A 26,509-nucleotide genomic window follows, 5' to 3' on the forward strand; every position below is an offset into this window, starting at 1 on the left:
TTTTTTTCTCTTGGACAGCCAAGTATCTTGATTATTTCAATTTTCAACGGTCTCAATTATGATAAAATGAGTATTTTTGGCATAATAAATGTCCCATTGTTTATTGCATGAAATACTTAAAATACATACTTATATTTTTCCCTGTCTTACTCTTCGCTCAAATAGAAGAAATTAAGCAGGATTCTGTGTCTGAAAAGTACCTTATTATTAAAGGCGATTCGGTACCTAGAACATCTATAGATTTAGATGAAGTCATGCTATTACATAGATTGGAGTTTAATAGTAAAAAGGACAGAATTAGATATTTAATTCTACGCCGAAAAACCATTAAAGTATATCCGTATGCTAAAATGGCTGCCGAACGATTAGATTCTATGAACTCGCGCATGATGACACTTACTAAAAACCGAGATAAAAAACGCTACACCAAGCGCGTACAAAAGTATATTGAAGGTGAGTTTTCTGAAGAATTAAAAAAAATGACCCGTACCGAAGGACAGATTTTGGTAAAGCTCATTCACAGGCAAACCGGTGTAACGGCTTTCGAGCTTGTTAAAGACCTGCGCAACGGTTGGCGAGCCTTTTGGTATAATACAACAGCAAGTATGTTCGATATTTCTTTAAAACGCGAGTACGACCCAGAAAACGAAAAAGAAGATTATTTAATTGAAGATATTTTACAACGAAATTTTCAAAGCGGACGCTTGGAACGTCAAAAATCGGCAATCGAATTTGATTTTTACGATTTAACCAATAAATGGGTGCATCAAAAATCTCCTGAATAAATGCGTATTCAATCGCCATTCGAAGAGAAACTAAACAGTATAACCCATGCTTTGGGTGCCTTATTTGGTGTTGTTGCCTTGGTATTACTTTTAACACACAATACCAATAAAACAGATTGGAGTTTGTTTAGTGTTATACTTTACGGGCTTTCTATTGTTATTTTGTTTTTAGCCTCTACATTTTATCATGCTGTAAAACAGGAGCGGGATAAGCACTATTTTAGGATTGCAGATCATATTAGTATTTACTTCTTAATAGCAGGTACATACACACCGGTATGTTTAATTTCGTTAGATGAGTCCTTAGGTTGGGTTCTTTTTTTTATAGTTTGGGGTATAGCAGCTTTTGGCGTTATTTTAAAATTGTTCTTTACAGGAAGGTTCGAGCTTTTTTCTACCTTATTGTATTTGGTAATGGGTTGGCTAATTGTTTTCGATTTTCCAAACCTCTCCAACCAAATAGGCGAACAAGGCATTTTTTGGCTATTTGCAGGAGGTATGGCTTATACCGTTGGTATTGTGTTTTACGCCATTGATAAAATACCGTACAATCATGTTATTTGGCACTTGTTTGTTTTGGCGGGAGCCGTTTTTCACTTTTTAATGATTTTTAATTATGTTATTTGATAAAATAAAAATTGTAGAAGCTAACACCACTAAAGATTACCTTCAAATAGAAACCTTAGCAGGTGTTATTTGGCGCGAGCATTATATTCCTATTGTTGGTAAGCCACAAATAGATTACATGCTAGAAAAATTTCAATCGGTAAAACCTATTACAGAGCAAGTTGAAAATGGCTATGCATATTATATTTTAAAATTCGAAGGAGTTTCCGTTGGCTATATCTCCATAAAGAAGGAAACCGATGCTTTGTTTTTAAGTAAAATTTATGTGTTGAGCACTTATAGAGGAAAAAAAATAGGCAAGACGGCCATGGCTTTTGTTGAGGATAAAGCTAAACAGTACCAGCTTAATAAAATAAGATTAACTGTAAATATTCATAATACAAATTCAATTAAAGCCTATGAAAAACTAGGGTTTAAAAATATCGGACCTATTGTTGCCGATATTGGAAATGGTTTTATTATGGACGATTATGAGATGGTTAAACAAATACCTGCGTAGGCAGGAACCTCATCTATACACCAAGAATTAAGTTTTTTAAGTAAGTATTGTAAAAGCGTTTTCCATGTATCAGATTCCTGCGTTGGCAGGAATATCAGCCCTCAATTACCTCTTTATATTCCTCGAAAAAAGCCTCAAACAAGCTCATGTGTAAATTAAAAAACACCATAACATCTTGCCAGGAGTTTTTGTTATGTATCGATACTTTTTGCTCTAAACGCACGTAAATTCTAGAAATCTCTTTTTTGTTTTCTAAAAAATATTCTTCGTCGTAAGTAGCTTCAGGAAGATAATCGTCCAACAGAATCGATTTTAAAGCCACTAGTTTTTCCCAATATTTAATGCGGTGTTCTAAATCGTCCTCAAGATCTAGAGCTACTAAAGCCGTTCTATTATCAAAATGAAATTTAAAACTAAAGCCTTTCAGTTTGGTATCGTACAATACCCATTTCCGTGGAAACGATTTTCCAAAGCTGGTCCAAAATTCTTCTCTTAAACGTCTTGATTCTTCTTTGCTAAACATTTAATTGGTTATTGGTTACTTGATGTTGGTTAATTGCTTTTGGTTAATTGCTTTTGGTTATTGGGTTGTGCTTGCTAGTTAACAGTTATTTGGTATTAATAAACCAATAACAAATAACCATCACCTTATAACTATATTAAGTAAGCCACCGCAACACCTAATATAATCGAAATAAACTTCGAGAAATTAAACTTATGTCCGTCGCCACTTTCAAACAAAATGGTAGTCGAAATATGGAAAAATATACCAATAACTACAGCGTTTATCATGTGTGCATAATCGGCAAGAAAGGTTGAGTTATGCGAAATCCAAGTACCTAAAGGAGTCATAAAAGCAAAAGCCACTAAAAAGCCACCAATTTGTAATTTCGTGTAGTTGGATTGTAATAAAAACATGGTAATTAAAGTCGCAATAGGTATTTTATGCACTAGAACGCCATAAACCATATCATTATGGTCGTGTATAGAAAAGCCTTCTAAAAAGCTATGTATACACAAACTAACAAATAATAACCAAGGGAAAACAGTTTCATTTTTATGGATGTGTACATGCCCATGTTCGGCGCCTTTCGAGAATAATTCCAATACGATTTGCAGCATAATACCGCACATTATAAAAAGCCCAGTAAGTTTTGTGTCTAAATGGTCGTACACTTCCGGAAGCAATTCAAAAAGCGTTAATGCCAATAAAAAAGCACCACTAAAAGAAAGTAATAGCTTGGTGTTCCACGATTTTTGCTTTTTAGTTATAAGCGCTAAAATAAAACCTAAAACTACCGCCAATAAAGGTAAAAGAAACTTATCCATTCAAAAAAAATACTATTCAAATTTAAAACTCAATCTAAAATAATCTATAACAGTCAAAATAATTTGGTGTCACATACAGTTCGACTTATTTAAAAATCATCACTAAGCGTTCCGATGTTTTAGCGCTAAATTTTCTCAATTTATAGTCACCAAAAACCTCTAATAAATACACACCAGCCTGTTCAAAAAGCAATTCAAAATCCGCTAAAGTAAAACCACGAACGCGCTCCTGGAAATTATACAACTTATCATCGGCCGTAAAAGTAATATCTTTTATAATATATCCATCTTCAACAAAGCGTTTTAAATGAAAATCGATGCCATCAACAGTTTTAATTTCCTCGGGCACCAAATTATCAATAACAAACTCACTATTCATAAAATCTATAACCCCAAAACCAAATTCATTTAACTCCGCTTTAATAGATTTTATGGTTTTTAAATTATCGGCATCATCCTCAAAATAGCCAAAACTAGTAAACAAATTAAAAACCGCATCAAACTCCTTATGGTATGGTTTACACATGTTGTGCACATCAAATTTAAGGCGGTGGTTTTCAAACTGTTTAGCAAACTTTATGCTGTTTTCGCTTAAATCTACACCCGTAACATCGTAGCCAATTTTATTAAGGTATAACGCATGCCTGCCCTTGCCACAAGCCAAATCAAGTATAGTGCCGCCCTCCGGAATATTCAAATAATCCGTTAAGGTTTCCATAAAAGCTTGCGCCTCTGTGTCGTCCCTGTCCTTGTATAAAATGTGATAATATGGCGTGTCAAACCAAGAAGAAAACCAAGTCGTTGTGTTGTTAGTCATAGTGTTGTTTGGGGGTTACCACGCCCAAAAGCGCGGTCAGGCTTTTCGTTACAAGTCCTCGCACCAAAAAAGGTGCTGTGGGCTTTCCACTTCAATCCTTAACCCGGATTTATCAATAAACGTTATGTTTGCCGCAAAATTACGTTATTTTTGCAATGTAATACCTAATGTAATTGGGTTTTTAGGTAATTTAGCGACATTTATTTTTGTTTATAACAAGGCAGAATTTTTAAGCATAGCCTGAGTTACGGTTTAAAAATTTAAACAAGTTAAAAGCAAAAAGAAAAAGCAGAGAATTTAAAATTTAAGTTGCTTTACGTATAAAGACGAAAAAAATGGGAGAAAATTTCAATATGGTTGCCAAAACCTTATTTGGCTTTGAAGATTTATTGGCCAACGAGCTTACACAATTAGGTGCAATGCATGTAAAAAAGGGCGTGCGTAACGTTGCTTTTTCTGGCGATAAGGGCTTCATGTACAAATGTAACCTAGCATTGCGTACAGCAGTTAAAATATTAAAACCCATACATTCGTTTAATGTAAATAGCGAGCAAGATTTATACGATAAAATTTATGCAATGGATTGGACCCAATATCTAAAACCTACAGGGTCTTTAGCTATCGATGCTACTATTCATTCCGATTTATTTACGCACTCGCTTTACATAGCACAAAAAACAAAAGATGCCATTGTAGATAAATTTAGAGAAACCGATGGTCAACGCCCAAACGTAGATCTTAAATTTCCAGATGTAAAAATTAATGTACATATCGATAGGCGTCGTTGTACAATCTCGTTAGATTCGTCGGGAGATTCTCTGCACAAACGTGGTTACAAAACAGCAACCAATATTGCACCAATAAACGAAGTATTGGCAGCAGGTTTAATTATGTTATCCGGTTGGGATGGTCAATCCGATTTTATGGACCCTATGTGTGGTTCCGGAACCATGCTCGTTGAAGCCGCTATGATAGCGTGTAATATTCCGCCAAACCTTATGAGAAAAGAATTTGCTTTCGAGCGCTGGCCAGATTGGGATGTCGAGCTTTTCGAAAAAATTGAAGAATCCTTGCTAGGTAAAACTCGCGATTTTCATCATAAAATTACAGGGTATGATAAAGCTCCTAGTGCGGTTTCAAAAGCTATAGATAATGTAAAAAACGCTCAATTAGAAGATTTTATCGAGGTGCGCCACGAAGATTTCTTTAAAACACAAAAAGCGGGCGAAAACAAACTACATATGGTATTTAACCCTCCTTACGGCGAGCGTTTAAATATCGATATGGAAGAGTTTTATGCCAACATTGGAGATACGTTAAAACAAAATTATCCAGGTACCGATGCGTGGTTTATTACCTCAAACCTAGATGCTTTAAAACATGTAGGCTTACGTCCTTCAAGAAAAATACATTTATTCAACGCCAAACTAGAATCGCGTTTAGTAAAGTATGTTATGTATGAAGGTAGTAAGAAAGGTAAATACATGAACAAAGACTAAATTCCTGCGAAAGCAGGAATCTGTTAATTTTTTGACGTGCTCAATTTACTAGTTTAAGATAGTAGAGATAGCGTAGATAGCTATGTAAAAATAAAAATCCTGCAATTGCAGGATTTTTTTATTTATAACAAATTTATTTTCTAAAAATAGCAACTCCTATTTAGTATAAGCACCTGAAGAATACGTTAACTCATAACTATGCGTATAGATTTCAAAAACAATCCCAAAAGGGTCTTCAACATAGCACATTTTAAAAGGTTTGTCTTCCGGGTAGTATTCCCTAATAGGCATACGTTGTTTACCACCGTAAGCTATAATTTTTTCAATGAAGTCCTCAATATTTGGGTCTTGTATGCAAAAATGGAAAAGCCCAGTGTTAAATGGATTAAATTCCGGAGCCTCTTTTACGCCATGCGGAAACGAAAATAACTCAACCCCAATACCATCGGAAGTTGCTAAATGGGCAATTTCAAACTCGGTCCACTCGTCACCAAAAACATCAATACACATTTGGCCAATGGCGGTTTCTTTTTCTTTTTTAATTTTTGAAGGCTCCATAATAACATACCATCCCATAACTTCCGAATAAAATTTTACAGCTTCGTTTATATTTGGTACAGTAAGTCCAATATGAGAAAAGGACTTAGGATAATCTTTATTTGTTGTCATAATACATAATTTAGATTGCAAAAATATTCTATATTTGTTTAATTGGCAATAACTTACCCAAATGTAATATACCTAACTAAAAGAGTTAATTGCTGATTTATAGATAATTAAATGTGTAAATTTTGAAAAAAGAAATTAATTGTCCTTTAAATTACACCATGAATTTAATAGGTACAAAATGGAAACCATTGGTTTTATTCCATTTACTAGAAGGTGGTTTACGTTCGGGCATATTACAAAAAAAGATACCTGGCATTTCTAATAAAATGTTTACCCAAACCTTACGGCAATTGGAAAAAGACGGCCTAATTAACCGAAAAGTATTTCCGGTTGTTCCGCCTAAAGTGGAGTATAGTTTAACGGAAAGAGGAACATCTTTAGAGCCTATTTTAAGAAGCTTAGATGCTTGGGGAATGGAAGATTGTAAACGCTAATTAATTAGCTGTAATATTAAGAAAACTAGTTATGTCTTTTAAACACACATTTAAAGCCGAGGTAAATTGGCAAATTGGCGACAATGAAACCACAGCCAACCCAAGAGGTTTTAGTAGAAACCACGAGGTAACAATTGCTAATAAAAACACACCTTTAGAAGTTTCGGCCGCTAAACCCTTTCGTGGGGACGATACGCGTTATAATCCCGAAGATTTATTGTTATCGGCCTTAGCATCGTGCCACATGATGTCTTATTTATATGTGTGTTCGCAAAATAACATTGAGGTTGTAAGTTATACCGATACTGCCGAGGCTATATTAGATGTTGAGCCATCGGGTAGTGGGCATTTTAGTAAAGTAACTTTAAAACCCGTGGTAACCATTAATGATGCTTCGCAATTGGAACTCGCTAAAGTGTTGCATGACAAAGCTAATAGCTTATGTTTTATCGCTAACTCTTGTAATTTTCCAATAGAACATTATGCGGAGGTTTTAGTAACTAAGGAATAAGATAATTTGGTGTAAAAGGTTTATTGCTTTTTTGTCCTGGTAATTAAAACAATTATAAGAGATATTATAAATAAAATTGTTTTACCTACCAAAGCGCCATAACCAAATTCACTCAGTTTGGATAAACCTAAAGATAGAATTTGAATAATATTATATAAGAATACTAATGATGCTATAATGGCTATATAATGAATTGCTTTTTTCATAAAAATAAAAAATGAGCGGTACTAATACCGCTCATTCTTGTTTAAATATTATTTAATATTTTACAGTGGTAGTTGTTGGTGCATAAATACCGAAAGTTATAGCGTTTACAAGCCCATTAACAAAAGAATGTCTTGTGAAAATAGTGTAATCTTCAGAACCATTTGCCATTTCCTTAGTGTCAGAAACACCAACTGGAGCTAGTCCGTAAATCACATAGTGATTCCATTTAGTTATTTCTGTATTGCCTTTTGCCCCTTCACCAACAACGCTGGTATAAGAGTAACAAGAAGTTAAAAAAATTGATGCTGTAAAAGCAATTGTAAATAATCTCATTGTTTTTTTAATCATTTTTGTTTGATTTTTAAAATTAAATAATTTGTTAAATTGTTTACTCTTAGATGTTTATTATTAAAACAATTAACAGTAAATTAAGAAGCTAATTTAACTTAAACATGTAAGAAAAAGCAAATGAAATAAGGGAAGATTTAATAATATTTGTTAAAAAAAACTAACCCTCTTATCAACAAAGTATTAGAGCTAAAAAAAACTTATTACCTTCTTAAAAAGTGAAATTCTACAAACTAAAAAGTAGTTTAACTGACACCAAATTCAATTGCTGTCTAACATTTTAAAAATCGCGAGTAATTTAGGTTTGCAAAATTATCAGCAATATAATTAACCCTTTCGTGGGGACGACACGCGTTATAACCCCGAAGATTTATTGTTATCCGCCTTAGCATCGTGCCACATGATTTCTTATTTATATGTGTGTTCGCAAAATAACATTGAGGTTGTAAGTTATACCGATACTGCCGAGGCTATATTAGATGTTGAGCCATCGGGTAGTGGGCATTTTAGTAAAGTAACTTTAAAACCCGTGGTAACCATTAATGATGCTTCGCAATTGGAACTCGCTAAAGCGTTGCATGACAAAGCTAATAGCTTATGTTTTATCGCTAACTCTTGTAATTTTCCAATTACGCATCAAGCGCAAATAATAATTAAGTAGATGCTTTTTAAGGTCTGTCTCTTGGTGGTGGCGGTCTAGAGTCTTTTTCTGGCTTCGTAAATTCGGTGGTTTTAGATTGTTTTACTTTTTTGAATAGCGGGATTCTATACGCTAAAAAGTAACTGTAACTTGTGCCAATTCTACTACTATCATAGGTTTTTCCAAACCCTGGGATGTATACGTTTTCAAAATTATCAGGAACCGTTTCGGTAACTAAAGCTTTTAATTGTAAATTTAAGCCAATATAAAAGTTGTTGAATAATTCGGCTTTCATTCCTAAAATAATTTCTGCCCAAATCGCGGTTAAACCTTTAAATTCTTGATTCTCTTCGGAGGTATATTGTGGTGCCCAATATTGATCGATACTGTAAACTGTAAATTTATTTAAATCGTGACTAAAAGTACTTGCGCCCACACGAAAACCAGTATAGATCATGTTATCCATGTCTAGCCAGTTTTCATACATATTAAAATCTACACCACCTTTTATATAGCTTCCGGTGGTTGTAACATCTAAATAATCGTTTATGGTGTTTTTTTCTTCAAAACCTAATTCGGCAGCGAGATACATTTTTTCTTTTAAGCGATAATCGGCCATAATTTCAAAACCACTGTAATCATCATCAAAAAAAGAACGTGCCAATTTACCTATGTCTCCACCTAAACGCAGTCCGTATTTTAGCTTTATTTTAGTTGAATCGTTTGCAGTACTAACAATGCTATCGTTTTGTGAATGTCCAGACACACAAAATAACAAAAGGCATATTAGTGTACTAATGCGAAATATTAAAATGTGTTGTTGTTTCATCTTCTACAGATTGATTATCGGTTAAAGGTTGTCTAGAAATCATCCAGTTATCGTCGTCCTCAACTATGGTTAGGGTTACATTTTTAAAAATAGTTTTATAGCCGCAGGCACGCGATACGTAAACTTCTTCTCGGCTATAGTTTATAATGATTTTATCATAATTACCGTCAATAAAATCATCTGTATCATCATCGGGTGTATCATTATCATTTACCTCGGCATCGCTAACAAGTATGTATTCGGTGGTGTTGTCTGTCGTTTTAAGCGGCAAAATAACATTATCAGTATTCGTAAACACATAATCTTCTAAATACTCATCTAAAAATTCGTCGTTCTCAACGCCAATAACGACTAAGTCAGAAACATTTAAAAAGATATCAGAATCCGTAGCATCTATAAAATCTATAATTAATCGCGGTGTTGTTGGTGTGGAGTCCGGACAAATATCATCGCGTTCGCAACTGTAATTTCCAACGATAATTAGAATTATAAAAAGGAGGCTTATTTTTTTCATCAAAATTTATCTTCTTTCCAAAAGTACAACATTTTCCACGTGAAAAGTTTGTGGAAACATATCTACAGCTTGGGTTTTAATCACTTTGTATTGGGCATCCATTAAAGCTAAATCTCTAGCTTGTGTAGCGCTATTACAACTTACATAAACCACACGTTTTGGTGCAATGTTTAATATTTGTTGTACCACATCTTTGTGCATACCATCTCTTGGCGGATCTGTAATAATAACATCTGGTTGTCCGTGGGTTTCAATAAACTGGGTATTAAAAACCTGTTTCATATCGCCAACAAAGAACTCAACGTTATTTATGTTATTTAATTGTGCATTTTCTTTTGCAGCAGTTATAGCATCGGGTACAGATTCTACACCAACAACCTTACTAGCTTGTTTAGCAACAAATTGAGCAATGGTTCCAGTACCAGTATATAAATCGTAAACCAATTCGTTTCCTGTTAAACCTGCAAAATCTCTTGTGATTTTATATAGTTCGAATGCTTGGTTAGAGTTGGTTTGGTAGAACGATTTGGCGTTAATTTTAAACTTTAAGCCCTCCATTTCTTCAAAAATATGATCGGTACCTTTGTAGCAAATCACCTCTTGATCGTAAATAGTGTCGTTTGCTTTTCCGTTAATTACATATTGTAAAGACGTAATCTGTGGAAAGGTTTCTGCTAAAAAGTCCAAGATTAATTCGCGCTTAGCTTTGTCTTCCTTAAAAAACTGAATCATAACCATAATGTCACCAGTGGTAGAGGTTCTAATCATCATGGTTCTTAATAATCCGGTTTGGTTTCTTGTGTTAAAGAATTCAAGGTCGTTATCAATAGCAAATGTTTTTACTGCGTTCCTAATAGCGTTTGAAGGATCGGCTTGTAAATGGCATTTTTTAACATCTAGAATTTTATCCCACATACCTGGAATATGAAAACCTAGAGCGTTTCTATCTCCTAAATCTTCATCCGACTGAATTTCCTCTAGTGTTAACCAACGGCTATCACTAAACGAAAACTCCATTTTATTTCTGTAAAAATACTGTTCTGCCGAACCTAAAATAGGTGTAATCTCGGGCAACTCAATATGTCCAATACGTGTTAAGTTATTAGTTACCTCTTTTTGTTTGTAAAACAACTGATGCTCGTAGGCCATATTTTGCCATTTACAACCACCGCAAGTTCCAAAATGAGAACATTCTGGTTCGGTTCTTTTATCTGAAAGTTTATGAAACACCGTGGCTTTACCTTCGTAATAAGCCTTACGTTTTTTAAAAGTTTGTACATCTACCACATCACCAGGCACGGCGTTAGGAAGAAAAATTACTTTTCCGTCTGGTGCTTTTGCAATTGTTTTTCCTTTAGCGCCAGCATCAATAACTTCTACGCTTTCAAAAACTTGTTTTCTTTGTTTACTTCTTCTTGACATGCTGCAAAAATAATAATAGCCAGTAATAAAAACGGATTTATTTGGGTTAACTTTAAAGGAAATAATAATTCTTTAAAAATAAAATGAACCTTTTTAGTTTTTTAAGGTCTTTAGAACAGTATGAAGGTTGAAAATATACATAGGCGGCATGTGAATTTATCGAAAGATGAAGTTGGCCTTTTACTTGAAACTTTATCTAGTAAAGATGACAAAGTGTGGCCAAAAACTAATTGGCCGGCAATACGGTTTAAAGATGGCTTAAACGTAGGTGCAAAAGGCGGTCATGGTATTATTCAATATGAAATAGAGGGTAATATTCCGGGAGATGAAATAGTGTTTAGGTTTTTAAAACCACATGGGTTTAATGGGATTCACAAATTTGAAATTAAAGATTTGGGCGATAATACTACTGAAGTAAAACATAGTATTATTATGATAACCGAAGGTATAGTAGCCACATTAAAATGGGCTTTAGTAATACGCTGGCTTCATGATGCATTAATTGAAAATGCTTTTGATACTATTGAAAACAATGCTTTAGACAAAAAGAAGCATACTAAATGGAATTTATGGGTGCGTATTTGGCGCTTTATATTTAGTAAGATAAGGTGAAAAAGAAAAAGACTAATGACGGTGTGTTGGTGCAACAATTTCAATTGGGAAATAATATGGCATTAACAAAATTGGTAAAACGATGGCACAAAACGTTTTGCGAAAAGGCCTATTGGTTGGTTAAAGATGCCGATGTTGCTAAAGATATAGCCCAAGAAACATGGAACGTTATTATTGCTAAAATAGACCAATTAAAAACTCCAGATAGCTTTGGTGGTTGGGCATTACGTATTGTATATACAAAGTCTTTAAATTGGATTAAGACCAATAAACGTTTAATCCCCATTACTGAAGAGTCAATGGTGAAACAAGTTGCTTTTGTTGAAGAAAGCGATACAAAAGAGGCTGTTAAAGTCGAATTACTTAAAATAATACAAAAACTTCCGGAGCGACAACAGGTGGTTATTAGGTTGTTTTACTTACAGGAATACTCGTTAAGGGAAATTAGTGAGCTATTAAATGTCTCTGAAGGAACCGTAAAATCTAGACTATTTCATGCTAGAGAAAAATTAAAACAAATTTTAAAAGCTTAGAATTTATGAAAAGTGATAAAGAAAGTATTGACGCATTAATTAAAGAAACATTAACCGAGGAGGAAGCAAAATTCTACGAAGATTTGCATGAGCAAAATGTTCTAGAAATGATTTTTGGTTTATTTCAAGGGAAAAATAAATGGATTTTAATCTTTATGAACTTGGTAACGGTAATTTTCTTCGGATTATTTATTTATTGTTTAGTTCAGTTTTTTAATGTAGAAACCACAAAGGAATTATTAAAATGGGGTTTAGGAAGTCTTGTTTTTTTAATAGGAGTTAGCATGTTAAAAGTATTCGTTTGGATGCAAATGGATAAAAATGCCATTATTAGGGAGGTTAAACGATTAGAGCTACAAGTATCCTCATTATCTGGACGGATTACCGATTAAAGTTATTTTAGCGTATTAATGTACGATTAGCTATTTGCGTTAGGGATTGAAATGGATAGCCCACAGCCTGACGTAGGAAGTGCGAGGACTTGTAATGTAAAGCCCGACTCTTGTGGTAACGCCCAAATTAAGGGCAAAAGAAAAGCTGCATTAGTTGGGATACCAAGCAGCTTACCATTTTTAATAGAGGTTAAGTATTTATATATTTTTAAACGTAATACGTGTTTTATATTATTTTAACTATTTCTAATTACTAATAAGACACATAAACATTTGAAACGTCACATATTTTTGTTTTTTTTTAATTAATTTCGCACCTCCTAGGGATGATTTCTCTCCCACGCTGAATTTTCGAGACTTTTCGAAAGGATAAAGGTGCAGAAGGAATTGCATATTTTTAATATTTAAATTTTTTTAAAATGGCAATTTTAGACCAATTAACTTCGCAACAAGCGATAGATTTAGAAAACAAGTATGGTGCACACAATTACCATCCGTTACCTGTAGTATTAAACAGGGGAGAAGGTGTGTATGTTTGGGATGTTGAAGGCAAGAAGTATTACGATTTTTTATCGGCATACTCTGCGGTAAATCAAGGGCATTCTCACCCAAAAATAGTGAATGCTATGGTGAAGCAAGCGCAAACCTTAGCTTTAACATCTAGAGCGTTTCATAATGATATGCTTGGTAAATACGAAAAATTTGCTTGCGAGTTTTTTGAATTTGATAAGCTTTTACCTATGAATACAGGAGCTGAAGCTGTGGAGACGGCTTTAAAACTTTGTAGAAAATGGGCTTACGAGGTAAAAGGGATTGATGAAAATAAAGCCGAAATTATTGTTTGCGAAAATAATTTTCATGGACGCACTACGACTATAATTTCGTTTTCTAACGATCCTGTGGCACGTAAAAATTTTGGTCCTTACACCAATGGTTTTATTAAAATTGAATATAATAATATTGAAGCTTTAGAGGCTACTTTAAAAGCCAATAGTAATGTGGCAGGTTTTTTAGTAGAACCTATACAGGGTGAAGCAGGTGTATATGTACCCAACGATGATTACTTAACAAAGGCAAAAGCACTTTGCGAAAAATATAATGTTTTGTTTATTGCCGATGAAGTGCAAACTGGTATTGCTAGAACGGGGCGTTTATTAGCTACTTGTGGTAACTGTAGTTGTGAAACTAAAAATTGTGAAAAATCACCAGATGTAAAACCCGATGTTTTAATTCTGGGAAAAGCCATTAGTGGCGGTGTATATCCAGTGTCGGCAGTTTTGGCTAATAATAATGTAATGGATGTAATTAAACCAGGAAACCATGGCAGTACTTTTGGTGGAAACCCGGTAGCTGCAGCAGTAGCTATGGCGGCTTTAGAGGTTGTTAGAGATGAAAATCTTGCAGAAAACGCGTATAAGCTTGGTAATTTATTTAGAAGCGAATTAAATGATTACATAAAAACCAGTAACATTGTTAACTTAGTGCGTGGCAAAGGTTTGCTAAATGCCATTCTTATTAATGATGATGAGGAGAGTGATACCGCTTGGAATATATGCTTAGCGCTACGTGATAATGGTTTACTTGCAAAACCAACACATGGTAATATTATTCGTTTTGCACCACCTTTAGTTATGACGGAAGCTCAGCTATTGGATTGCGTTAGTATTATAAAGAAAACGTTAAAACAATTTGAAAATTAATTAAATATATATGGAACAAAAATCGGCTTTTGAAAGCTTTGAATTGGAAGTAAGTGAAGATATTATAGGGTATTTAAACGAAACTGCTAAATGGACTTATTTTTTGTCAATTCTTGGTTTTATTGGAATTGGATTTATGGTTCTAGGTGGCATTGGTGTTAGTCTTTACACGGGTATGAATCAAGTAGGAGGTACCGATGCTTATGGATTAGGATACTCTGCTGGTGTTGGAATAGTTTATATTATTTTAGCACTCGTTTATTTATTTCCGGTTTTGTATTTGTTTAAATTTTCGAACAAAATGAAGCAAGCTTTAAAATTGAAAAATAATGAAGCTTTTAAAATGGCATTTTTAAATTTAAAATCGCATTATAAGTATATGGGCATTTTTACGATTGTTATTTTTTCGCTTTATATTTTAGTGATTATAGGAGTAGCAACCGGAGCGGCATTGTTCTAGTTAAATATGTAAACATTAAGGCATATAAAAAGCGACCATTTGGTCGCTTTTTTTATTTGTAATTTTATGCTTAATTATTGGTTTTGATATTGATCCATCATCTCTTGGGATTGTCTCATGATTTCATCCAATCCAACCGTAGATATTAAGTAAATATAATAAACAAAGTATAAAATATTTATTATTAATATAACCAAAGCTACTGTTTTTGCGGTATTCATAGCTTTTACACTTGCCATGTCAAAATTTTCAGGGTTAAGCTTTACAGCTTTTAATTTGCTAGTTGCAATAAAGAAGGCGATACCTGCTAAAATAAATCCTAAACCGCCCATACAGCAGCATAAAAGTCCTAAAATTGCTAATACGTAAACAAGTGTTGGATTGAGTTTTTGTTGTTCCATGTGTAAATTTTAATTAGTTATTTTAATAATGTAACTTATTATAATTGTTACTACAGTTAAAATAGCTAGAGTTCCAATTATTTTATTCGAATGTTTAAATTTAAAGAAAATATTTATTCCAATGAATAAAAATAAAGTAATTAAACTATAAATAGCAGGGTACATTTGAAAAGCGTCAAGAAATTCACCTCTAAATAACAGAGCCATTGCACGTTGCATACCACAACCCATACAATCTACTCCAAAGAGTTTTTTATTTATGCATGGCAACATGTATTCTTCCATAAATTATAAATATAATATGGCTAAATTACTAAAAGTGATTTAAGAAAACGTGTTGGCTTATTTTAATTTTTATTGTTTACTATAATTTTTTTGTTAAAAACCTGATTGTCTTTTAAATCGATTTTAGCAACATAAACACCATCGCTAAGTGCTTTGGTAGAATAGCTAAGTTTAGCAGAGTTAGATGAAATAACATGTTGCATAACTTGTTTTCCAGCAACATCATAAAGGGTAAAAGACTTGATGTCTAAACTGTTTGGATTTAAAATACTTATTTCAGAAATGGTGTTGTTTTGAAATACCATGAAATCGTCAAGAGTATTTTCTGTAGTACTTAAACTCGTGTCGGTTTTAGTAAAAGTGACCTCAAAACGATTATTATATACACCTTTGTCTAAAGTAACATTAAACGTGTTGTTTATAATATCGGTATACGTATCTGTTTCATTGTCATAAATATAGACATTTACACCATTAGGCATATCTTTTAATTCGTGGATAGTAATGTTTATAACGGTATTACTCGTTGCAGTTTTTATGCCTAAAGGTAATCTTGTGTTTTCGTTATATTTAATCGATTTAAGTACTAACTCTTTTTCACTTGAAAATAGATAAACATCATCTGCTAAATCATTTATATTTTGTGCATCAAAAAACTTATTAAAAACGTCGTTATTTGGTGTGCCTTCTCTAAAAGCTATTACATTTTCCTTGTAAAACGTTTTGTTAATATGCGAATGCAATTTTATTTCAGGAATAATGGTAGGGTTTTCAAAAATAGATTTATAATCTACACCATTATGGGATATAGGAATTACTTGAGAAGTTCTTTTATTCTTTTTGTTTGAAGTTTTGGTAAAAATGGATCCATCTGTAGCATCTTCAGGATAATAAATGCGCATAGAATTATCAAAAGTAGCATATCCTCCGTTTACATCGCTCTGTATTACAAATCCTTGACCTACTGCAGCATAGCGCCTAGAGTTATTTAAGGTGTAATCTACGGTGCTCGTTGTAGTGGAGGTATTATCGCTACCATCACTATCATTGTAAGTTTTAAAAGCTGCTGCTACATAAGTACCGTTATCCGCATCGTCGGTTAAATCACCTGGAGCATATGTTGCATATCCACCTTCGTAATCTGTTAAGAAATGCGAGCTTTTAACAACTTGTTCCCAAAAAAATAGTTCACCATCTAAATTGGCTTGATTGCTACCAGAGTTTACAAAAAATAATTTTAAATCTAGTGCAGAAGGATAGGGGTTTCCTGTTAAGGTTACAACTTTGTTAGGTGTTCCAGATGGTTGGTCGTCAGTGCCATCAAAAGAACAACTTACTGTAATTGTACCATTGTTTGGTCTACCTCTAAAATCTAACATATTATTAGGGTTAGGGCTTCCTTTTAATGAAAAACCATAACCTGTTTCGGCATCTCCTGTGTTTAAAATTTGTTTCCAATTCCAGTAACCTTCGCCATCGCGTATGGTGTACATCCAATGGCTAGATAATGCAGTTGCTGTCCCCTCGTAAGCCGGAATAAAACCATAAGGCGTTGAAGTTACATTTTCTATATCTGTTTCATCGGCTGGATCGTATATTGTAGAGCCATTAAAAGGAACATTTGCTTTTAATGCACCATCAACAGGCACACCTACTGGCGAACAGAAATAATTGTATTCATAAACACCCGATGTTTGGTTCTGAAAAATCGATAATGCTCCAGCATCAGAATTCTTAATGTCATTGTTTTGAACAAGCTGTGCATCACCTCTAAAATATAGGTTGGATGTTGGAGTTTCTAGTCTAATATCATTATTTACAAACACTACAATATCCTTAGCATATAAAAAGCTACTGTCATCTACATATAAATCTGGATCTTGGCTAAATATAAAATTAGCAGCAAGGAGTAGTAGTAAAGTAAATTTATAGGTCATAATTAAATGGGGTTAATTAAGCAGTAAAGATAGTATTTTTATATTGTATTATATATATGTCTCTCTTTTTAACGCTGTTGTGTTGTTTTTAGGGAATAAAATAGTGCTTCGCAATTTGATAGGATTGTTATTTTTAATGTAATTTCGTGGTTAAAATACTATTGAATGAAATATTTAAATTATGTTTTAATTATTATTGGTGCCTTTGTAGCGATGTATGCTAAAGTTGATGCCAATCAAAATCAATACATATTAATTGGTGGTATTGTTTTATTAATGATAGGTATTTACAGAGTGTCAAAAACAATACCAAGCAGAAATAATGATGATATAAATAATTCTGAAGAACAATAACTATGAGTTTTAAGGTAGGTAATTTTGTTTTGGTTTTAGATGAAGATTTATCTGGTGTTATTACACATATAAAAGGAACCACCATTTCTATTGAAACTGAAGATGGTTTTTTACTAGATTTTGAAACCCATGAATTGGTTATAAAGGATAAGAAAGAATCTATAGCTAATCAAATATTTTCAAATTCGAATATTGCAACTGTTGTTTCAGAAAAAGAAATACCTAAACGAAAAAATCAACCTAAGGTAAAAGCAAAGGAAAGGTTTCAGCCCACAATGGAAGTGGATTTGCACATTCATCAATTGGTGAAATCTTATCGCGGTATGTCTAATCACGATATGCTAACGCTTCAATTAGATACAGCAAAACATAAACTAGAGTATGCTATTAAAAACCGTATGCAAAAAGTGGTTTTTATACATGGTGTGGGCGAGGGTGTTTTAAAAATGGAGCTCGAATATTTATTTGGCCGCTATAACAACGTAAAGTATTACGATGCCAATTATCAAAAATATGGTTTTGGTGCAACCGAGGTTTATATATACCAAAATGTGGCTAATTAATTAAGGAAAATCTGGAGTTACCGTTCTAGTGTCTGTCGTATCACTATCGTCTAGGGCGCCAAAATCAAAAACATCTAATGAGATTAACTCTAAATCAAAATTTGATATTTGTAACGTTACCAAGTATTCTTGACTAATAGTATGCTCTCTGTAAGCAGTCGCTGAAACAGAAGTATCTATGTCTTTATTCAAGTAATCGGCTATTTCGCTTGTGGAAAAATCGTTTGCTGGATTTTGATCTTGACTATCATTTTCTTCATCTCTTGTATCAACACCATCTCCATCATCATCGGTATCTAGATAATCCGGAGTTCCATCGCCGTCAGTGTCTTGTGCATCACTTAAATCTTCATCGCCATCTGGGTCTGGATTTTCATTTTTAGTTAAAATATTATCGCCATCATCATCGGCATCAATATAGTTTGGTATGCCATCTCCATCGGTATCGTCATCCTCATAATCCCCATTACCATTCAAGTCTTCTAATTCGGCAGGAATTCCATCATTGTCATCTTCCGTTAAAACCGTTTTTAAATAGGCGCTTCCGCTAGTACTTTCTATGTCTTGAGTTATATTTACTTCAGAGCTTGGTATGACCTCACAAAATAAATCGCTTGGTAACGATGCGTTACCATAAGTTCTGTAATTGAAAGGGTTTGTAGTACTTATGGTGTATGTTTTTTCATATACACCAGTTTCATCTACATCTAGAATATTTCCAATACTAACATTGGTTAATTTTAAAGATAAAGATTCAGACGGATCATCTTTAGTTTTGTAAAAAACCAAATCGTCGCCACCTTCACATACTTGAAAAGTGTCATCAAAATCTAATTCAACTGTTATAATATCTCCATCATCACAACCATTAAAGGTTAGTAAGCTTGAAGCGAGTAAAACAAAAAATAACTTACGCATTGTTTCTAGGTTTTAGGCAAAAATAATAGAATTGATACTCATAACGTAGTAATCCTAAATAAAGTTCAAAGCAATCTGTAAATTTTGTTATTTTGTCGTTTGTATTTTGTTAGATAAAGCGATGGGAAATTAGAATATACTTGTGTTTTAGCTAATTTACTAATAAAAAATACCTTACTTTTTTTATCCTAAAATGTAATCTTTAAAAGCTATGATTGCTAATCGTTTTATTTCAAGTATTTTTGAACTTTAATTTACAGCCTTATGAAGTCAGTTTATTTTGATAATGCAGCCACTACACCTTTGCGTGAAGAAGTTATTCATGCTATTTCGGAAGTTATGAGAACTAATTTTGGTAACCCATCATCTTCTCATAGTTTTGGTAGGTCTTCAAAATCATTAGTTGAAAAATCAAGAAAAGCCATTGCACAGAGTTTAAATGTCTCGGCAGGCGAAATTATATTTACTTCTGGTGGTACCGAAGCAGATAATTTGGTTTTAAATAGTGCAGTAAAAGATTTGGGTGTAACACATATTATTACCACAAAAATTGAACACCATGCTGTTTTACATACCATTCAAAAATTACAAAAGGAGTACGGTATAATTATTAGTTATGTGGATATTAAACCAAGTGGCCACATAGATTACAGTCATTTAGAGCGTTTATTACAAAAAAACGCTAAAGCCTTAGTGAGTTTAATGCACATTAATAACGAGATTGGTTCTGTTTTGGATATTAAGCAAGTTGCCAATATGTGTAAATTGAATAACGCCTTATTTCATTCGGATGCTGTGCAATCTATTGGACATTATAACATGGACTTACAAGAGATTAAGGTCGATTTTGTAGCAGCTGCAGCACATAAATTCCACGGCCCTAAAGGTGTTGGTTTTGCATTTATTAGAAAAAATTCTGGGTTATTAAAGCCTTTAATTGTTGGAGGTGAGCAGGAGCGCGGACTTCGTGCAGGAACAGAGAGTGTACATAATATTGTTGGCATGGAAAAAGCATTACTAATGGCCAATGATAATTTAGAAAAAGAAGCACAATATATAAAAGAGTTAAAGAGCTACTTTATTGATACGATGAAAGCAGCAATTCCTAACGTGACTTTTAACGGAAGTTCTAATGATTTTGATAGAAGTACTTACACTTTAGTAAATGTGTGTTTGCCAATTGATCCTAAAAAGGCAGCTATGTTGTTGTTTCAATTAGATTTAAAAGGAATTGCTTGCTCTAAAGGAAGTGCTTGCCAAAGCGGAAGCTCGCAAAAATCGCATGTATTATCTGAAATTTTAAGTAATGAGGATTTAGAAAAACCTTCTATCCGTTTCTCTTTCAGCATTTTTAATACTAAAGAGGAAGTGGACTATGTTGTTGATGTTTTAAAAGCTTTTGCCCAATAACAGCTATATTTTTTTTAGGTAAAATCTGTTAAAATTCATTTTTATTGGATAAAAAGCTTTATATGTAGTTCTTTTTGTATATTTTTGCACTGAAAGTCTCTCACGCTTTAACCAACATGGATCGTTATGAGATTTTTTACTTTTATCTTTATTATAACCATACAAACAACGGCTTCTGCTCAAGTTGGTATTGGAACCACAGACCCTCATGAATCTTCTGCTTTAGATATAACCTCAGATTCTCAAGGATTTCTAGCCCCAAGAATGATAACTGCAGATCGAATCGCTATAAGCAATCCGGCCGAAGGACTATTGGTTTTTGATACTGAAGAAGATGCTTTTTTCTATTTTGATAGTTCTGTATGGGTAAAACTAGAGGGCTCCGTTACCAGAGATAATTACAAATTAGTTAAATCTGAGGCAGACTTAGCTGATGAACTTGCAGCAGGAGGCGGCTTAGAATATTTGTTAGATGAAAATTTTCTTTATGAAATAAATGGAACCATTACTTTAACTGCTCCTATAAACTTAAATGGTGCTTACGTAATAGGGGAAGATACTAATGAAGATATTTTGTTAAAAGCGGGAGGAACACTATTTCAAGGTGTTTCAGGAGGGTCTATTAGAGGGCTAACCATATCAGTTACTGGAGGCTCAGTATTTGATATCACTGGAAGCTTTGCCGAAACGCTTATTGTAAGGGATTGTGTTATAGCAAATTCGGCGTCAGTTGGTACGTTGTCATCATTTAATCTTATCTTTTTTAGTATCGTTCAGTTTGTAAATAATGCGGATGGAATAACGTATACCGATATTAATGAAGTTTTAATAAATTCAAGTGGATGGGATAGTAGTAATGGAGGGGTTTATGAAACGTTTACAGGAGATTTTGATGTGATATCTAGACAAGGCGGTTTTAGTGAAGTTACTACCGCTTTAGCAGGAATGGATGTTTCAGCTGTAACCTCTGTAACGGGAGGAGCCTCCATACGGAATGTTTCGTTTTTAGGAGGAGGTAACTATATAAATGGAACCTCTCCATATGCAGGATATGATTTTACTAACGATTGGGATGTTAATACCCCGGGAATAGCAGTAGAAACCGATGGCGTAGCATCTGGTAACTTTTACTACAATGGTAATTTAACCACAGGTTTTACTCAAAGTATAACAAATGGTACTGCTGTAGAGATACAGGGTAACGGTAGTTTTGAAGCTAACAGTTTGTTTAGGTTTGTTGTAGGTTTAGGAGATAATAACAGGTTGGTTTATGATGGGTCAAAGCCTAGAGAGTTCCAAATAAATGCATCGCTATCTATACGTGTAACAGGTGCTGTTGGTAATTTTTATGCTTTTGTTATTGCGAAAAATGGAACTATAGTTACCGAGTCTAATTCTATTGTGTATATTGATAATGACACTCAAATTCAAAATGTTTCTATTAATGCTAATGTCGATTTAGCTAATGGAGAATTTATTGAGGTTTTTACTCAAAGATTAACCGGTTCTGGAACAGATAGCCTTATTGTATTTTCTGAAAATTTAAGTATTAAATAATTAATTAAAACTTCATAGTTGTTCTTACATTAAAAACACGTGGTGTTAAGTAATTAGGAATAGCAATTTGCGATTTACTACTTACATCTCTTACCCAAGTGTTTGTTATAGAGTTTTGAACATCAAAAAGGTTGAATATTTCGAAACCAAATGACAAGTCTTTAAATGGTTTTTTCCAGCCTTGATCAAAACGCTTGTTAGCATCAACCAATACATATTGAAGTCCAAAATCTGCACGTTTGTATGATGGCAATCTACTTTGATATAAATACGGGTCTGCATAACTAGGCGAACCTCCAGGTAATCCGGTGTTAAATACCATATTTAAGTACATTTTTAAATTTGGCATATTGGGCACATAATCTTGAAATAGAGCAGCGAATTTTAAACGCTGGTCTGTTGGTCTTGAAATGTAACCTCTATCATCAATGTTTTCTTCGGTACTTAAATACCCAAAACTAAGCCATGATTCTGTTCCAGGAACAAATTCTCCATTTAAACGCAAGTCTAAACCATAAGCATAGGCTTTAGCGTTATTATTGGCAGCATAACGAATACGTACATTTTCTAGGGTATACGGATTAACATCACTAAGGTTTTTATAATAAGCTTCGGAGGTTAATTTAAAAGGGCGATCCCACATTTTAAAACTATAATCGTTTCCTAAAACTAAGTGAAAAGATTTTTGCGCCTTCACATCTGGTTGGACAACGCCATTAGCATCGCGAAGTTCTCTGTAAAAAGGGGGTTGGTAATATAAACCTCCTGCTACTCTAAATAGCATGTCTTTTTCCCAATCTGGTTTTATGGCAAATTGCGCACGCGGACTAAAAACCACTTGATTTGATGTTGAAATACCATCGCCACTAACAGACCAGTTATGAGCACGAATACCAGCGTTATACCAAACATCACTACGGCCTATTGTGCTACGTTTGCTCCATTGGCCATAAGCTTGTATTCGGTTTATTTGAGTGTTGTTTGTTGCTCTTACATTTTGAAAAGGAACTAACGGACCCGTAAAAGGCGCGTAAGGTTGCTCGTTAGTAGTTGTTTTTGGAGGTCTTAATGAAAATCCAGCAGAGTCTATAGTTTCCCATTCTACCAAACGGTCTCTAATATCTTCATTAGTGTATTTTACAGACCATTCAAAACGATTATCATTTACTTTAAAATCTCCTTTGTGTTCAATAGTCGTTATTAAGGCATCTAGGTCGTTTCTACCATGGTTTAATTGGCTACCAATACCTTGGCTAAACTCAACTTCACCTAAATTTTCATCACCAATATTACTATTTACATCGCCTAAACGATATTGCGCTAAAATGTCGAAGTACTCTTCCTCAGTAGTATGGTAGGTAGACGCTATTAATTTTAGCGTTAAATCGTCATTTACAAAGTAAGATCCTTTAAAAGCACCAAAAAGGGTTTGGTACCTGTCTTTTTCTTGACCATCATAAAACACTAATAATGCTACAGGTTCGCTTAAGGTTCCGAAGTTAGTTTGGCGGGTTTGCGGTTCAAAGTCATATTTATTTATAGATGCACTACCTAAAAAACTTAAATGAAATTTATTCGAAAATTTATAAGTGAAATATCCTTGTGCATCTGCAAAAGTGGGTTTGAAATTGGTTTCGGTTTCTTTTGCATTTACAAGCAAACTATTATCTCGGTAACGCACTCCAATGATACTAGTAAATTTTGAGTTTTTACTTATGTTTTCAACTGAAAGACCGCCACCTAAAAGACTTAAATCGGCATTTACTTCAAATTGATACGGGTTTTTATAGGTGATATCTAATACCGAAGATAATTTATCGCCATACTTTGCTTGAAAACCACCGGCAGAAAAATCTACGTTTTGTACCAAATTTGTGTTTACAAAACTAAGTCCTTCTTGTTGTCCTGAACGTACTAAAAACGGACGATATACTTCAATACCATTTACATAAACTAAGTTTTCATCATAATTTCCACCACGAACAGAATATTGTGTACTTAGTTCGTTGTTATTACTAACTCCTGGTAAGGTTAGCAATAAATTTTCCACACCAGCATTCGCCCCAGGAATTTTTCTAATTACATCTGGCTTTATAGTTATTATGCCTTCTACTTCTTTACGCCTATTACTATTTACAATAACGGTTGCAATTTGCTCAATAGTTGTACTCATTACAGGGTTAAACTCTAAGTTTTCACCATTTTTTAAATTGAATGTACTTACTATTTTTTTATGTGAAATATGAGTAAAGGCTACCTTAACATCTTTACTTGCCGGAATTGTTAAGGTGTAAAAACCATTAGCATTTGTTTGCGCACCAGAAGTTTCAGTTTTAATATTAACATTTTCAATGGGCTGATTTTTTTCATCTAAAATAACACCTCGAAGCGTTGCGCTTTGAGCAAAACTAAATGTTATGGTTAAATAAAACAGGGTAGTGGTTAGTAGTTGTTTTGCCTTCAAGTGTGTAAAATTTATTTTCTATAAAAGAACGTTTCAAAAGTAGAATTATTTCCAACATTATCAGTAACAATTACTTTTAAATTGTTTTTGGTGTCTGTAATTATGCTATCATTAAAATCGTAAGTTAGCATATTCTTCTTGTATTCATACTCCATTAAAATCCATTTCCCGTTTATAGATGCTCTAAAATTAGATATCCCGGAGCCTTCATCTGTAATTTTAATTTTTAAATAACGATACTTACTTAACCACTGTTTGTCTTTAAAATTTACAGCCGAAATTTTAGGACTTATTGTGTCCATGGTTAAAGCAAATGTGCCTAGTTTTTTTGTGCTTGCCGTAAGTAAATCGCCTTTTCTTTTTGTTGACGTGTAGGCTGGATAATTTTTGTATCCTATTAATTTGGCTATATATAGTTTGTTTTTGTCTTCGTTTGTAAACCTACTTACATCGTAGGTAATATTAAAATTCTTTTTAGTAGGCTTAATGTCTTTATGAAGTTTAAGTGTGTCATTTTTCACTTCAAAATCTAAATAGAAATCTTCGTAAAAAGTGTCTTTATAAAAATCGACTGTTACATTACCTGCTTTTAAGTTTGTAGCTTGGTTAGCCTTAATGTAGTATGGTGTAATACGTTTTTCTTTAGGCTTAGTAATGCTTTGTTTGCTGCCTTTAATATGCACAGTTATCCAAGATTCATTGTTTTTAAAATCGGCTACTCTTATTTTATATATTGAATAGGTGCTGTCTTCTACTTTAATTACACCATCATTTAACACCGATTTATATAGACTTAGCGGATTGTTTTTCTTGAATAATTTTTGAATCCGTTGCTTTTCGGTTGTAAAATGTTCATAGTCTATTAACTGATTAATATGTTTGGTTTCATCAAAAGAGAAGCGTCCAAAGTCTATTTCAAAATTTCTATTTCCATTTATAAAGGTTTGAATGTTATATACACCATTAGAGTTTGCTGCCAAATCTTGCCTGTCTATAGTGTTTACCGCAAAACCAATATTACCAAAGGCTTCAATGTTTTCTGTAGTGTAATCACCATTTTTAAGCGCTGTTAATCGTAATTTTTGTTTGGTATTCGATTTATTAATAAACGAATGGTCATCTAAAGGATAAGCGTAAATCGATTTCACCGTTGGATAGGTGGTGTCTTTTATATCCATCCCAAAAAGCATTGGGTTAATTGGGCGTTCTTCTTTATCTCTAATTTCGAAATGTAAATGTGGACCGCCAGAACTTCCTGTGTTTCCGCTGTAAGCAACTAGGCTGTCCTTTAAAAGTGGTAAATCTTCGGCTTTAGGGAATAATTCAATTTCATAAGATTCTTGCTCGTACTGTTGCTTTTTGATGAAGGCTTCAATATCTGGCGAGAATTTTTGAAGATGCGCATACACCGAGGTATAACCATTTGGATGGGTTATGTATAAGGCTTTGCCGTAACCATAATGCGATACTTTTATTCTGCTAACAAAACCACTAGCTACAGCCTTAACTTTTAAACCTACGCGTTGCTGAGTTTTTATATCGACACCCGAGTGAAAATGATTAGAACGTAATTCGGCAAACGTGCCAGCCAAAACTAATGGAATTTCTAGTGGTGAACTAAAATAATCTTGTGGGTAATTGTTTTGAGCATTACTGAATAATGAAAAAACTAAAATGAGGGACAGTATAATTCGCATATATGAGTATTATGGCTAAAATATTAATTTGATATGAAAGTGCAAAAAATAATACAATAATCAAGCCATGTGTTTTTTGATACCATGATAAATTAT

General features: G+C 33.5%; 29 protein-coding genes and 1 pseudogene. 16 read left to right on the forward strand and 14 right to left on the reverse strand.

The features are described from left to right. Window positions 1–107 precede the first annotated feature (107 nt). Genes AAFN75_RS13180 through AAFN75_RS13190 form a run of 3 tightly spaced genes read left to right on the forward strand, consistent with a single transcriptional unit; the run spans window position 108 to window position 1,911 of the window. Complete coding sequence (locus AAFN75_RS13180; protein WP_411806760.1) at window positions 108–785, forward strand: DUF4294 domain-containing protein; 678 nt, start codon at window positions 108–110, stop codon at window positions 783–785. Then, window positions 786–1,412 carry a PAQR family membrane homeostasis protein TrhA gene (gene trhA, locus AAFN75_RS13185; RefSeq protein WP_411806762.1) on the forward strand — a complete coding sequence of 209 codons (627 nt, stop codon included), beginning with the start codon at window positions 786–788 and terminating at the stop codon, window positions 1,410–1,412. Beyond that, window positions 1,402–1,911 carry a GNAT family N-acetyltransferase gene (locus tag AAFN75_RS13190; protein ID WP_411806763.1) on the forward strand — a complete coding sequence of 170 codons (510 nt, stop codon included), beginning with the start codon at window positions 1,402–1,404 and terminating at the stop codon, window positions 1,909–1,911. Before trhA ends, AAFN75_RS13190 begins: the two co-directional genes overlap by 11 nt. 94 nt (window positions 1,912–2,005) lie before the next feature. On the opposite strand, the gene AAFN75_RS13195 is transcribed toward AAFN75_RS13190, so the two are convergent. The 3 genes from AAFN75_RS13195 to AAFN75_RS13205 form a co-directional block, all read right to left on the reverse strand. Then, window positions 2,006–2,434 carry a DUF4268 domain-containing protein gene (locus AAFN75_RS13195; protein WP_411806764.1) on the reverse strand — a complete coding sequence of 143 codons (429 nt, stop codon included), beginning with the start codon at window positions 2,432–2,434 and terminating at the stop codon, window positions 2,006–2,008. A 131-nt stretch (window positions 2,435–2,565) separates the two neighbouring features. After that, a complete protein-coding gene (locus tag AAFN75_RS13200) occupies window positions 2,566–3,240 on the reverse strand; it encodes a ZIP family metal transporter (protein WP_411806765.1) in 675 nt (224 codons plus the stop codon). An 85-nt stretch (window positions 3,241–3,325) separates the two neighbouring features. Then, window positions 3,326–4,057 carry a class I SAM-dependent methyltransferase gene (locus tag AAFN75_RS13205; protein ID WP_411806766.1) on the reverse strand — a complete coding sequence of 244 codons (732 nt, stop codon included), beginning with the start codon at window positions 4,055–4,057 and terminating at the stop codon, window positions 3,326–3,328. Between the two features lie 335 nt (window positions 4,058–4,392). Here AAFN75_RS13205 and AAFN75_RS13210 point away from each other — a divergent pair, with 335 nt between their 5' ends. Beyond that, a complete protein-coding gene (locus tag AAFN75_RS13210) occupies window positions 4,393–5,556 on the forward strand; it encodes a THUMP domain-containing class I SAM-dependent RNA methyltransferase (RefSeq protein ID WP_411806767.1) in 1,164 nt (387 codons plus the stop codon). Window positions 5,557–5,712: 156 nt separating this feature from the next. Here AAFN75_RS13210 and AAFN75_RS13215 read toward each other — a convergent pair whose 3' ends face one another. Continuing rightward, on the reverse strand, window positions 5,713–6,225 hold the full coding sequence (locus AAFN75_RS13215; protein ID WP_411806768.1) for a VOC family protein: 513 nt from the start codon (window positions 6,223–6,225) through the stop codon (window positions 5,713–5,715). 158 nt (window positions 6,226–6,383) lie between these two features. Here AAFN75_RS13215 and AAFN75_RS13220 point away from each other — a divergent pair, with 158 nt between their 5' ends. Both AAFN75_RS13220 and AAFN75_RS13225 read left to right on the forward strand, forming a co-directional pair. After that, window positions 6,384–6,659, forward strand: a complete 276-nt coding sequence (locus AAFN75_RS13220; protein ID WP_144117383.1) for a winged helix-turn-helix transcriptional regulator — start codon at window positions 6,384–6,386, stop codon at window positions 6,657–6,659. A 31-nt stretch (window positions 6,660–6,690) separates the two neighbouring features. Further along, window positions 6,691–7,170, forward strand: coding sequence for an OsmC family protein (locus AAFN75_RS13225; RefSeq protein ID WP_411806769.1), 480 nt, complete (start codon window positions 6,691–6,693; stop codon window positions 7,168–7,170). A gap of 258 nt (window positions 7,171–7,428) precedes the next feature. Here the strand turns inward: AAFN75_RS13225 and AAFN75_RS13230 are convergent, their stop codons facing one another. Then, on the reverse strand, window positions 7,429–7,725 hold the full coding sequence (locus tag AAFN75_RS13230) for a Bor family protein (protein ID WP_411806770.1): 297 nt from the start codon (window positions 7,723–7,725) through the stop codon (window positions 7,429–7,431). A 334-nt stretch (window positions 7,726–8,059) separates the two neighbouring features. Here AAFN75_RS13230 and AAFN75_RS13235 point away from each other — a divergent pair. Beyond that, window positions 8,060–8,386: pseudogene (locus AAFN75_RS13235) on the forward strand (OsmC family protein); the annotation flags it as partial. A 7-nt stretch (window positions 8,387–8,393) separates the two neighbouring features. On the opposite strand, the gene AAFN75_RS13240 reads toward AAFN75_RS13235, so the two are convergent. Genes AAFN75_RS13240 through rlmD form a run of 3 tightly spaced genes read right to left on the reverse strand, consistent with a single transcriptional unit; the run spans window position 8,394 to window position 11,130 of the window. Next, window positions 8,394–9,194 (reverse strand): DUF6048 family protein, encoded by an 801-nt coding sequence (locus AAFN75_RS13240; RefSeq protein WP_411806771.1) that lies wholly within the window; start codon window positions 9,192–9,194, stop codon window positions 8,394–8,396. After that, entirely contained in the window at window positions 9,160–9,708 is a 549-nt protein-coding gene (locus AAFN75_RS13245) for a DUF6452 family protein (protein ID WP_144117113.1), read from the reverse strand. Before AAFN75_RS13245 ends, AAFN75_RS13240 begins: the two co-directional genes overlap by 35 nt. Before the next feature lie 6 nt (window positions 9,709–9,714). After that, window positions 9,715–11,130 (reverse strand): 23S rRNA (uracil(1939)-C(5))-methyltransferase RlmD, encoded by a 1,416-nt coding sequence (gene rlmD, locus AAFN75_RS13250; RefSeq protein WP_411806772.1) that lies wholly within the window; start codon window positions 11,128–11,130, stop codon window positions 9,715–9,717. A gap of 150 nt (window positions 11,131–11,280) precedes the next feature. On the opposite strand from rlmD, the gene AAFN75_RS13255 reads away from it, so the two are divergent. The 5 genes from AAFN75_RS13255 (at window position 11,281) to AAFN75_RS13275 (ending at window position 14,827) form a co-directional block, all read left to right on the forward strand. Continuing rightward, the gene (locus tag AAFN75_RS13255; RefSeq protein ID WP_411806773.1) at window positions 11,281–11,742 is read left to right on the forward strand and encodes a hypothetical protein; all 462 of its coding nucleotides are present in this window, start codon (window positions 11,281–11,283) and stop codon (window positions 11,740–11,742) included. Beyond that, window positions 11,739–12,275 (forward strand): RNA polymerase sigma factor, encoded by a 537-nt coding sequence (locus AAFN75_RS13260; RefSeq protein WP_411806774.1) that lies wholly within the window; start codon window positions 11,739–11,741, stop codon window positions 12,273–12,275. The genes AAFN75_RS13255 and AAFN75_RS13260 overlap by 4 nt, the downstream gene beginning before the upstream one ends. 5 nt (window positions 12,276–12,280) lie before the next feature. Further along, entirely contained in the window at window positions 12,281–12,667 is a 387-nt protein-coding gene (locus AAFN75_RS13265) for a DUF6768 family protein (RefSeq protein ID WP_411806775.1), read from the forward strand. Window positions 12,668–13,086: 419 nt separating this feature from the next. Next, a complete protein-coding gene (rocD, locus tag AAFN75_RS13270; protein ID WP_411806776.1) occupies window positions 13,087–14,367 on the forward strand; it encodes an ornithine--oxo-acid transaminase in 1,281 nt (426 codons plus the stop codon). A 10-nt stretch (window positions 14,368–14,377) separates the two neighbouring features. Next, complete coding sequence (locus tag AAFN75_RS13275; RefSeq protein WP_411806777.1) at window positions 14,378–14,827, forward strand: DUF5362 family protein; 450 nt, start codon at window positions 14,378–14,380, stop codon at window positions 14,825–14,827. Window positions 14,828–14,901: 74 nt separating this feature from the next. Here AAFN75_RS13275 and AAFN75_RS13280 read toward each other — a convergent pair whose 3' ends face one another. The 3 genes from AAFN75_RS13280 to AAFN75_RS13290 form a co-directional block, all read right to left on the reverse strand. Next, window positions 14,902–15,228 carry a CCC motif membrane protein gene (locus tag AAFN75_RS13280; protein WP_411806778.1) on the reverse strand — a complete coding sequence of 109 codons (327 nt, stop codon included), beginning with the start codon at window positions 15,226–15,228 and terminating at the stop codon, window positions 14,902–14,904. A gap of 9 nt (window positions 15,229–15,237) precedes the next feature. Beyond that, window positions 15,238–15,513, reverse strand: coding sequence for a DUF2752 domain-containing protein (locus AAFN75_RS13285; RefSeq protein WP_144117118.1), 276 nt, complete (start codon window positions 15,511–15,513; stop codon window positions 15,238–15,240). A gap of 62 nt (window positions 15,514–15,575) precedes the next feature. After that, complete coding sequence (locus AAFN75_RS13290) at window positions 15,576–17,450, reverse strand: T9SS type A sorting domain-containing protein (protein ID WP_411806779.1); 1,875 nt, start codon at window positions 17,448–17,450, stop codon at window positions 15,576–15,578. 165 nt (window positions 17,451–17,615) lie between these two features. Here AAFN75_RS13290 and AAFN75_RS13295 point away from each other — a divergent pair, with 165 nt between their 5' ends. Both AAFN75_RS13295 and AAFN75_RS13300 read left to right on the forward strand, forming a co-directional pair. After that, a complete protein-coding gene (locus AAFN75_RS13295) occupies window positions 17,616–17,804 on the forward strand; it encodes a hypothetical protein (protein WP_411806780.1) in 189 nt (62 codons plus the stop codon). A gap of 2 nt (window positions 17,805–17,806) precedes the next feature. After that, window positions 17,807–18,367, forward strand: coding sequence for a Smr/MutS family protein (locus tag AAFN75_RS13300; RefSeq protein WP_411806781.1), 561 nt, complete (start codon window positions 17,807–17,809; stop codon window positions 18,365–18,367). On the opposite strand, the gene AAFN75_RS13305 is transcribed toward AAFN75_RS13300, so the two are convergent. After that, on the reverse strand, window positions 18,368–19,285 hold the full coding sequence (locus AAFN75_RS13305; protein ID WP_411806782.1) for a hypothetical protein: 918 nt from the start codon (window positions 19,283–19,285) through the stop codon (window positions 18,368–18,370). Window positions 19,286–19,549: 264 nt separating this feature from the next. On the opposite strand from AAFN75_RS13305, the gene AAFN75_RS13310 reads away from it, so the two are divergent. Together AAFN75_RS13310 and AAFN75_RS13315 are read left to right on the forward strand one after the other, a co-directional pair. After that, entirely contained in the window at window positions 19,550–20,695 is a 1,146-nt protein-coding gene (locus tag AAFN75_RS13310) for a cysteine desulfurase family protein (RefSeq protein WP_411806783.1), read from the forward strand. 126 nt (window positions 20,696–20,821) lie between these two features. Beyond that, window positions 20,822–22,252: a cell wall anchor protein gene (locus AAFN75_RS13315; RefSeq protein WP_411806784.1), complete on the forward strand. Its 1,431-nt coding sequence runs from the start codon at window positions 20,822–20,824 to the stop codon at window positions 22,250–22,252. 4 nt (window positions 22,253–22,256) lie between these two features. On the opposite strand, the gene AAFN75_RS13320 is transcribed toward AAFN75_RS13315, so the two are convergent. Further along, a complete protein-coding gene (locus AAFN75_RS13320) occupies window positions 22,257–24,716 on the reverse strand; it encodes a carboxypeptidase-like regulatory domain-containing protein (protein WP_411806785.1) in 2,460 nt (819 codons plus the stop codon). An 11-nt stretch (window positions 24,717–24,727) separates the two neighbouring features. Next, complete coding sequence (locus tag AAFN75_RS13325) at window positions 24,728–26,413, reverse strand: M23 family metallopeptidase (RefSeq protein ID WP_411806786.1); 1,686 nt, start codon at window positions 26,411–26,413, stop codon at window positions 24,728–24,730. Window positions 26,414–26,509 lie beyond the last annotated feature (96 nt).

This window comes from Algibacter sp. AS12 (assembly GCF_046736315.1).
In the GTDB taxonomy this organism is placed as follows: Bacteria; Bacteroidota; Bacteroidia; order Flavobacteriales; family Flavobacteriaceae; genus Algibacter_B; species Algibacter_B amylolyticus.

Coding starts and splice junctions, on each gene's coding strand:
- AAFN75_RS13180 (WP_411806760.1), top strand. CDS start 108: ATGAAATACTTAAAATACATACTTATATTTTTCCCTGTCTTACTCTTC.
- trhA (WP_411806762.1), top strand. CDS start 786: ATGCGTATTCAATCGCCATTCGAAGAGAAACTAAACAGTATAACCCAT.
- AAFN75_RS13190 (WP_411806763.1), top strand. CDS start 1,402: ATGTTATTTGATAAAATAAAAATTGTAGAAGCTAACACCACTAAAGAT.
- AAFN75_RS13195 (WP_411806764.1), bottom strand. CDS start 2,434: ATGTTTAGCAAAGAAGAATCAAGACGTTTAAGAGAAGAATTTTGGACC.
- AAFN75_RS13200 (WP_411806765.1), bottom strand. CDS start 3,240: ATGGATAAGTTTCTTTTACCTTTATTGGCGGTAGTTTTAGGTTTTATT.
- AAFN75_RS13205 (WP_411806766.1), bottom strand. CDS start 4,057: ATGACTAACAACACAACGACTTGGTTTTCTTCTTGGTTTGACACGCCA.
- AAFN75_RS13210 (WP_411806767.1), top strand. CDS start 4,393: ATGGGAGAAAATTTCAATATGGTTGCCAAAACCTTATTTGGCTTTGAA.
- AAFN75_RS13215 (WP_411806768.1), bottom strand. CDS start 6,225: ATGACAACAAATAAAGATTATCCTAAGTCCTTTTCTCATATTGGACTT.
- AAFN75_RS13220 (WP_144117383.1), top strand. CDS start 6,384: ATGAATTTAATAGGTACAAAATGGAAACCATTGGTTTTATTCCATTTA.
- AAFN75_RS13225 (WP_411806769.1), top strand. CDS start 6,691: ATGTCTTTTAAACACACATTTAAAGCCGAGGTAAATTGGCAAATTGGC.
- AAFN75_RS13230 (WP_411806770.1), bottom strand. CDS start 7,725: ATGATTAAAAAAACAATGAGATTATTTACAATTGCTTTTACAGCATCA.
- AAFN75_RS13240 (WP_411806771.1), bottom strand. CDS start 9,194: ATGAAACAACAACACATTTTAATATTTCGCATTAGTACACTAATATGC.
- AAFN75_RS13245 (WP_144117113.1), bottom strand. CDS start 9,708: ATGAAAAAAATAAGCCTCCTTTTTATAATTCTAATTATCGTTGGAAAT.
- rlmD (WP_411806772.1), bottom strand. CDS start 11,130: ATGTCAAGAAGAAGTAAACAAAGAAAACAAGTTTTTGAAAGCGTAGAA.
- AAFN75_RS13265 (WP_411806775.1), top strand. CDS start 12,281: ATGAAAAGTGATAAAGAAAGTATTGACGCATTAATTAAAGAAACATTA.
- rocD (WP_411806776.1), top strand. CDS start 13,087: ATGGCAATTTTAGACCAATTAACTTCGCAACAAGCGATAGATTTAGAA.
- AAFN75_RS13275 (WP_411806777.1), top strand. CDS start 14,378: ATGGAACAAAAATCGGCTTTTGAAAGCTTTGAATTGGAAGTAAGTGAA.
- AAFN75_RS13280 (WP_411806778.1), bottom strand. CDS start 15,228: ATGGAACAACAAAAACTCAATCCAACACTTGTTTACGTATTAGCAATT.
- AAFN75_RS13285 (WP_144117118.1), bottom strand. CDS start 15,513: ATGGAAGAATACATGTTGCCATGCATAAATAAAAAACTCTTTGGAGTA.
- AAFN75_RS13290 (WP_411806779.1), bottom strand. CDS start 17,450: ATGACCTATAAATTTACTTTACTACTACTCCTTGCTGCTAATTTTATA.
- AAFN75_RS13295 (WP_411806780.1), top strand. CDS start 17,616: ATGAAATATTTAAATTATGTTTTAATTATTATTGGTGCCTTTGTAGCG.
- AAFN75_RS13300 (WP_411806781.1), top strand. CDS start 17,807: ATGAGTTTTAAGGTAGGTAATTTTGTTTTGGTTTTAGATGAAGATTTA.
- AAFN75_RS13305 (WP_411806782.1), bottom strand. CDS start 19,285: ATGCGTAAGTTATTTTTTGTTTTACTCGCTTCAAGCTTACTAACCTTT.
- AAFN75_RS13310 (WP_411806783.1), top strand. CDS start 19,550: ATGAAGTCAGTTTATTTTGATAATGCAGCCACTACACCTTTGCGTGAA.
- AAFN75_RS13315 (WP_411806784.1), top strand. CDS start 20,822: ATGAGATTTTTTACTTTTATCTTTATTATAACCATACAAACAACGGCT.
- AAFN75_RS13325 (WP_411806786.1), bottom strand. CDS start 26,413: ATGCGAATTATACTGTCCCTCATTTTAGTTTTTTCATTATTCAGTAAT.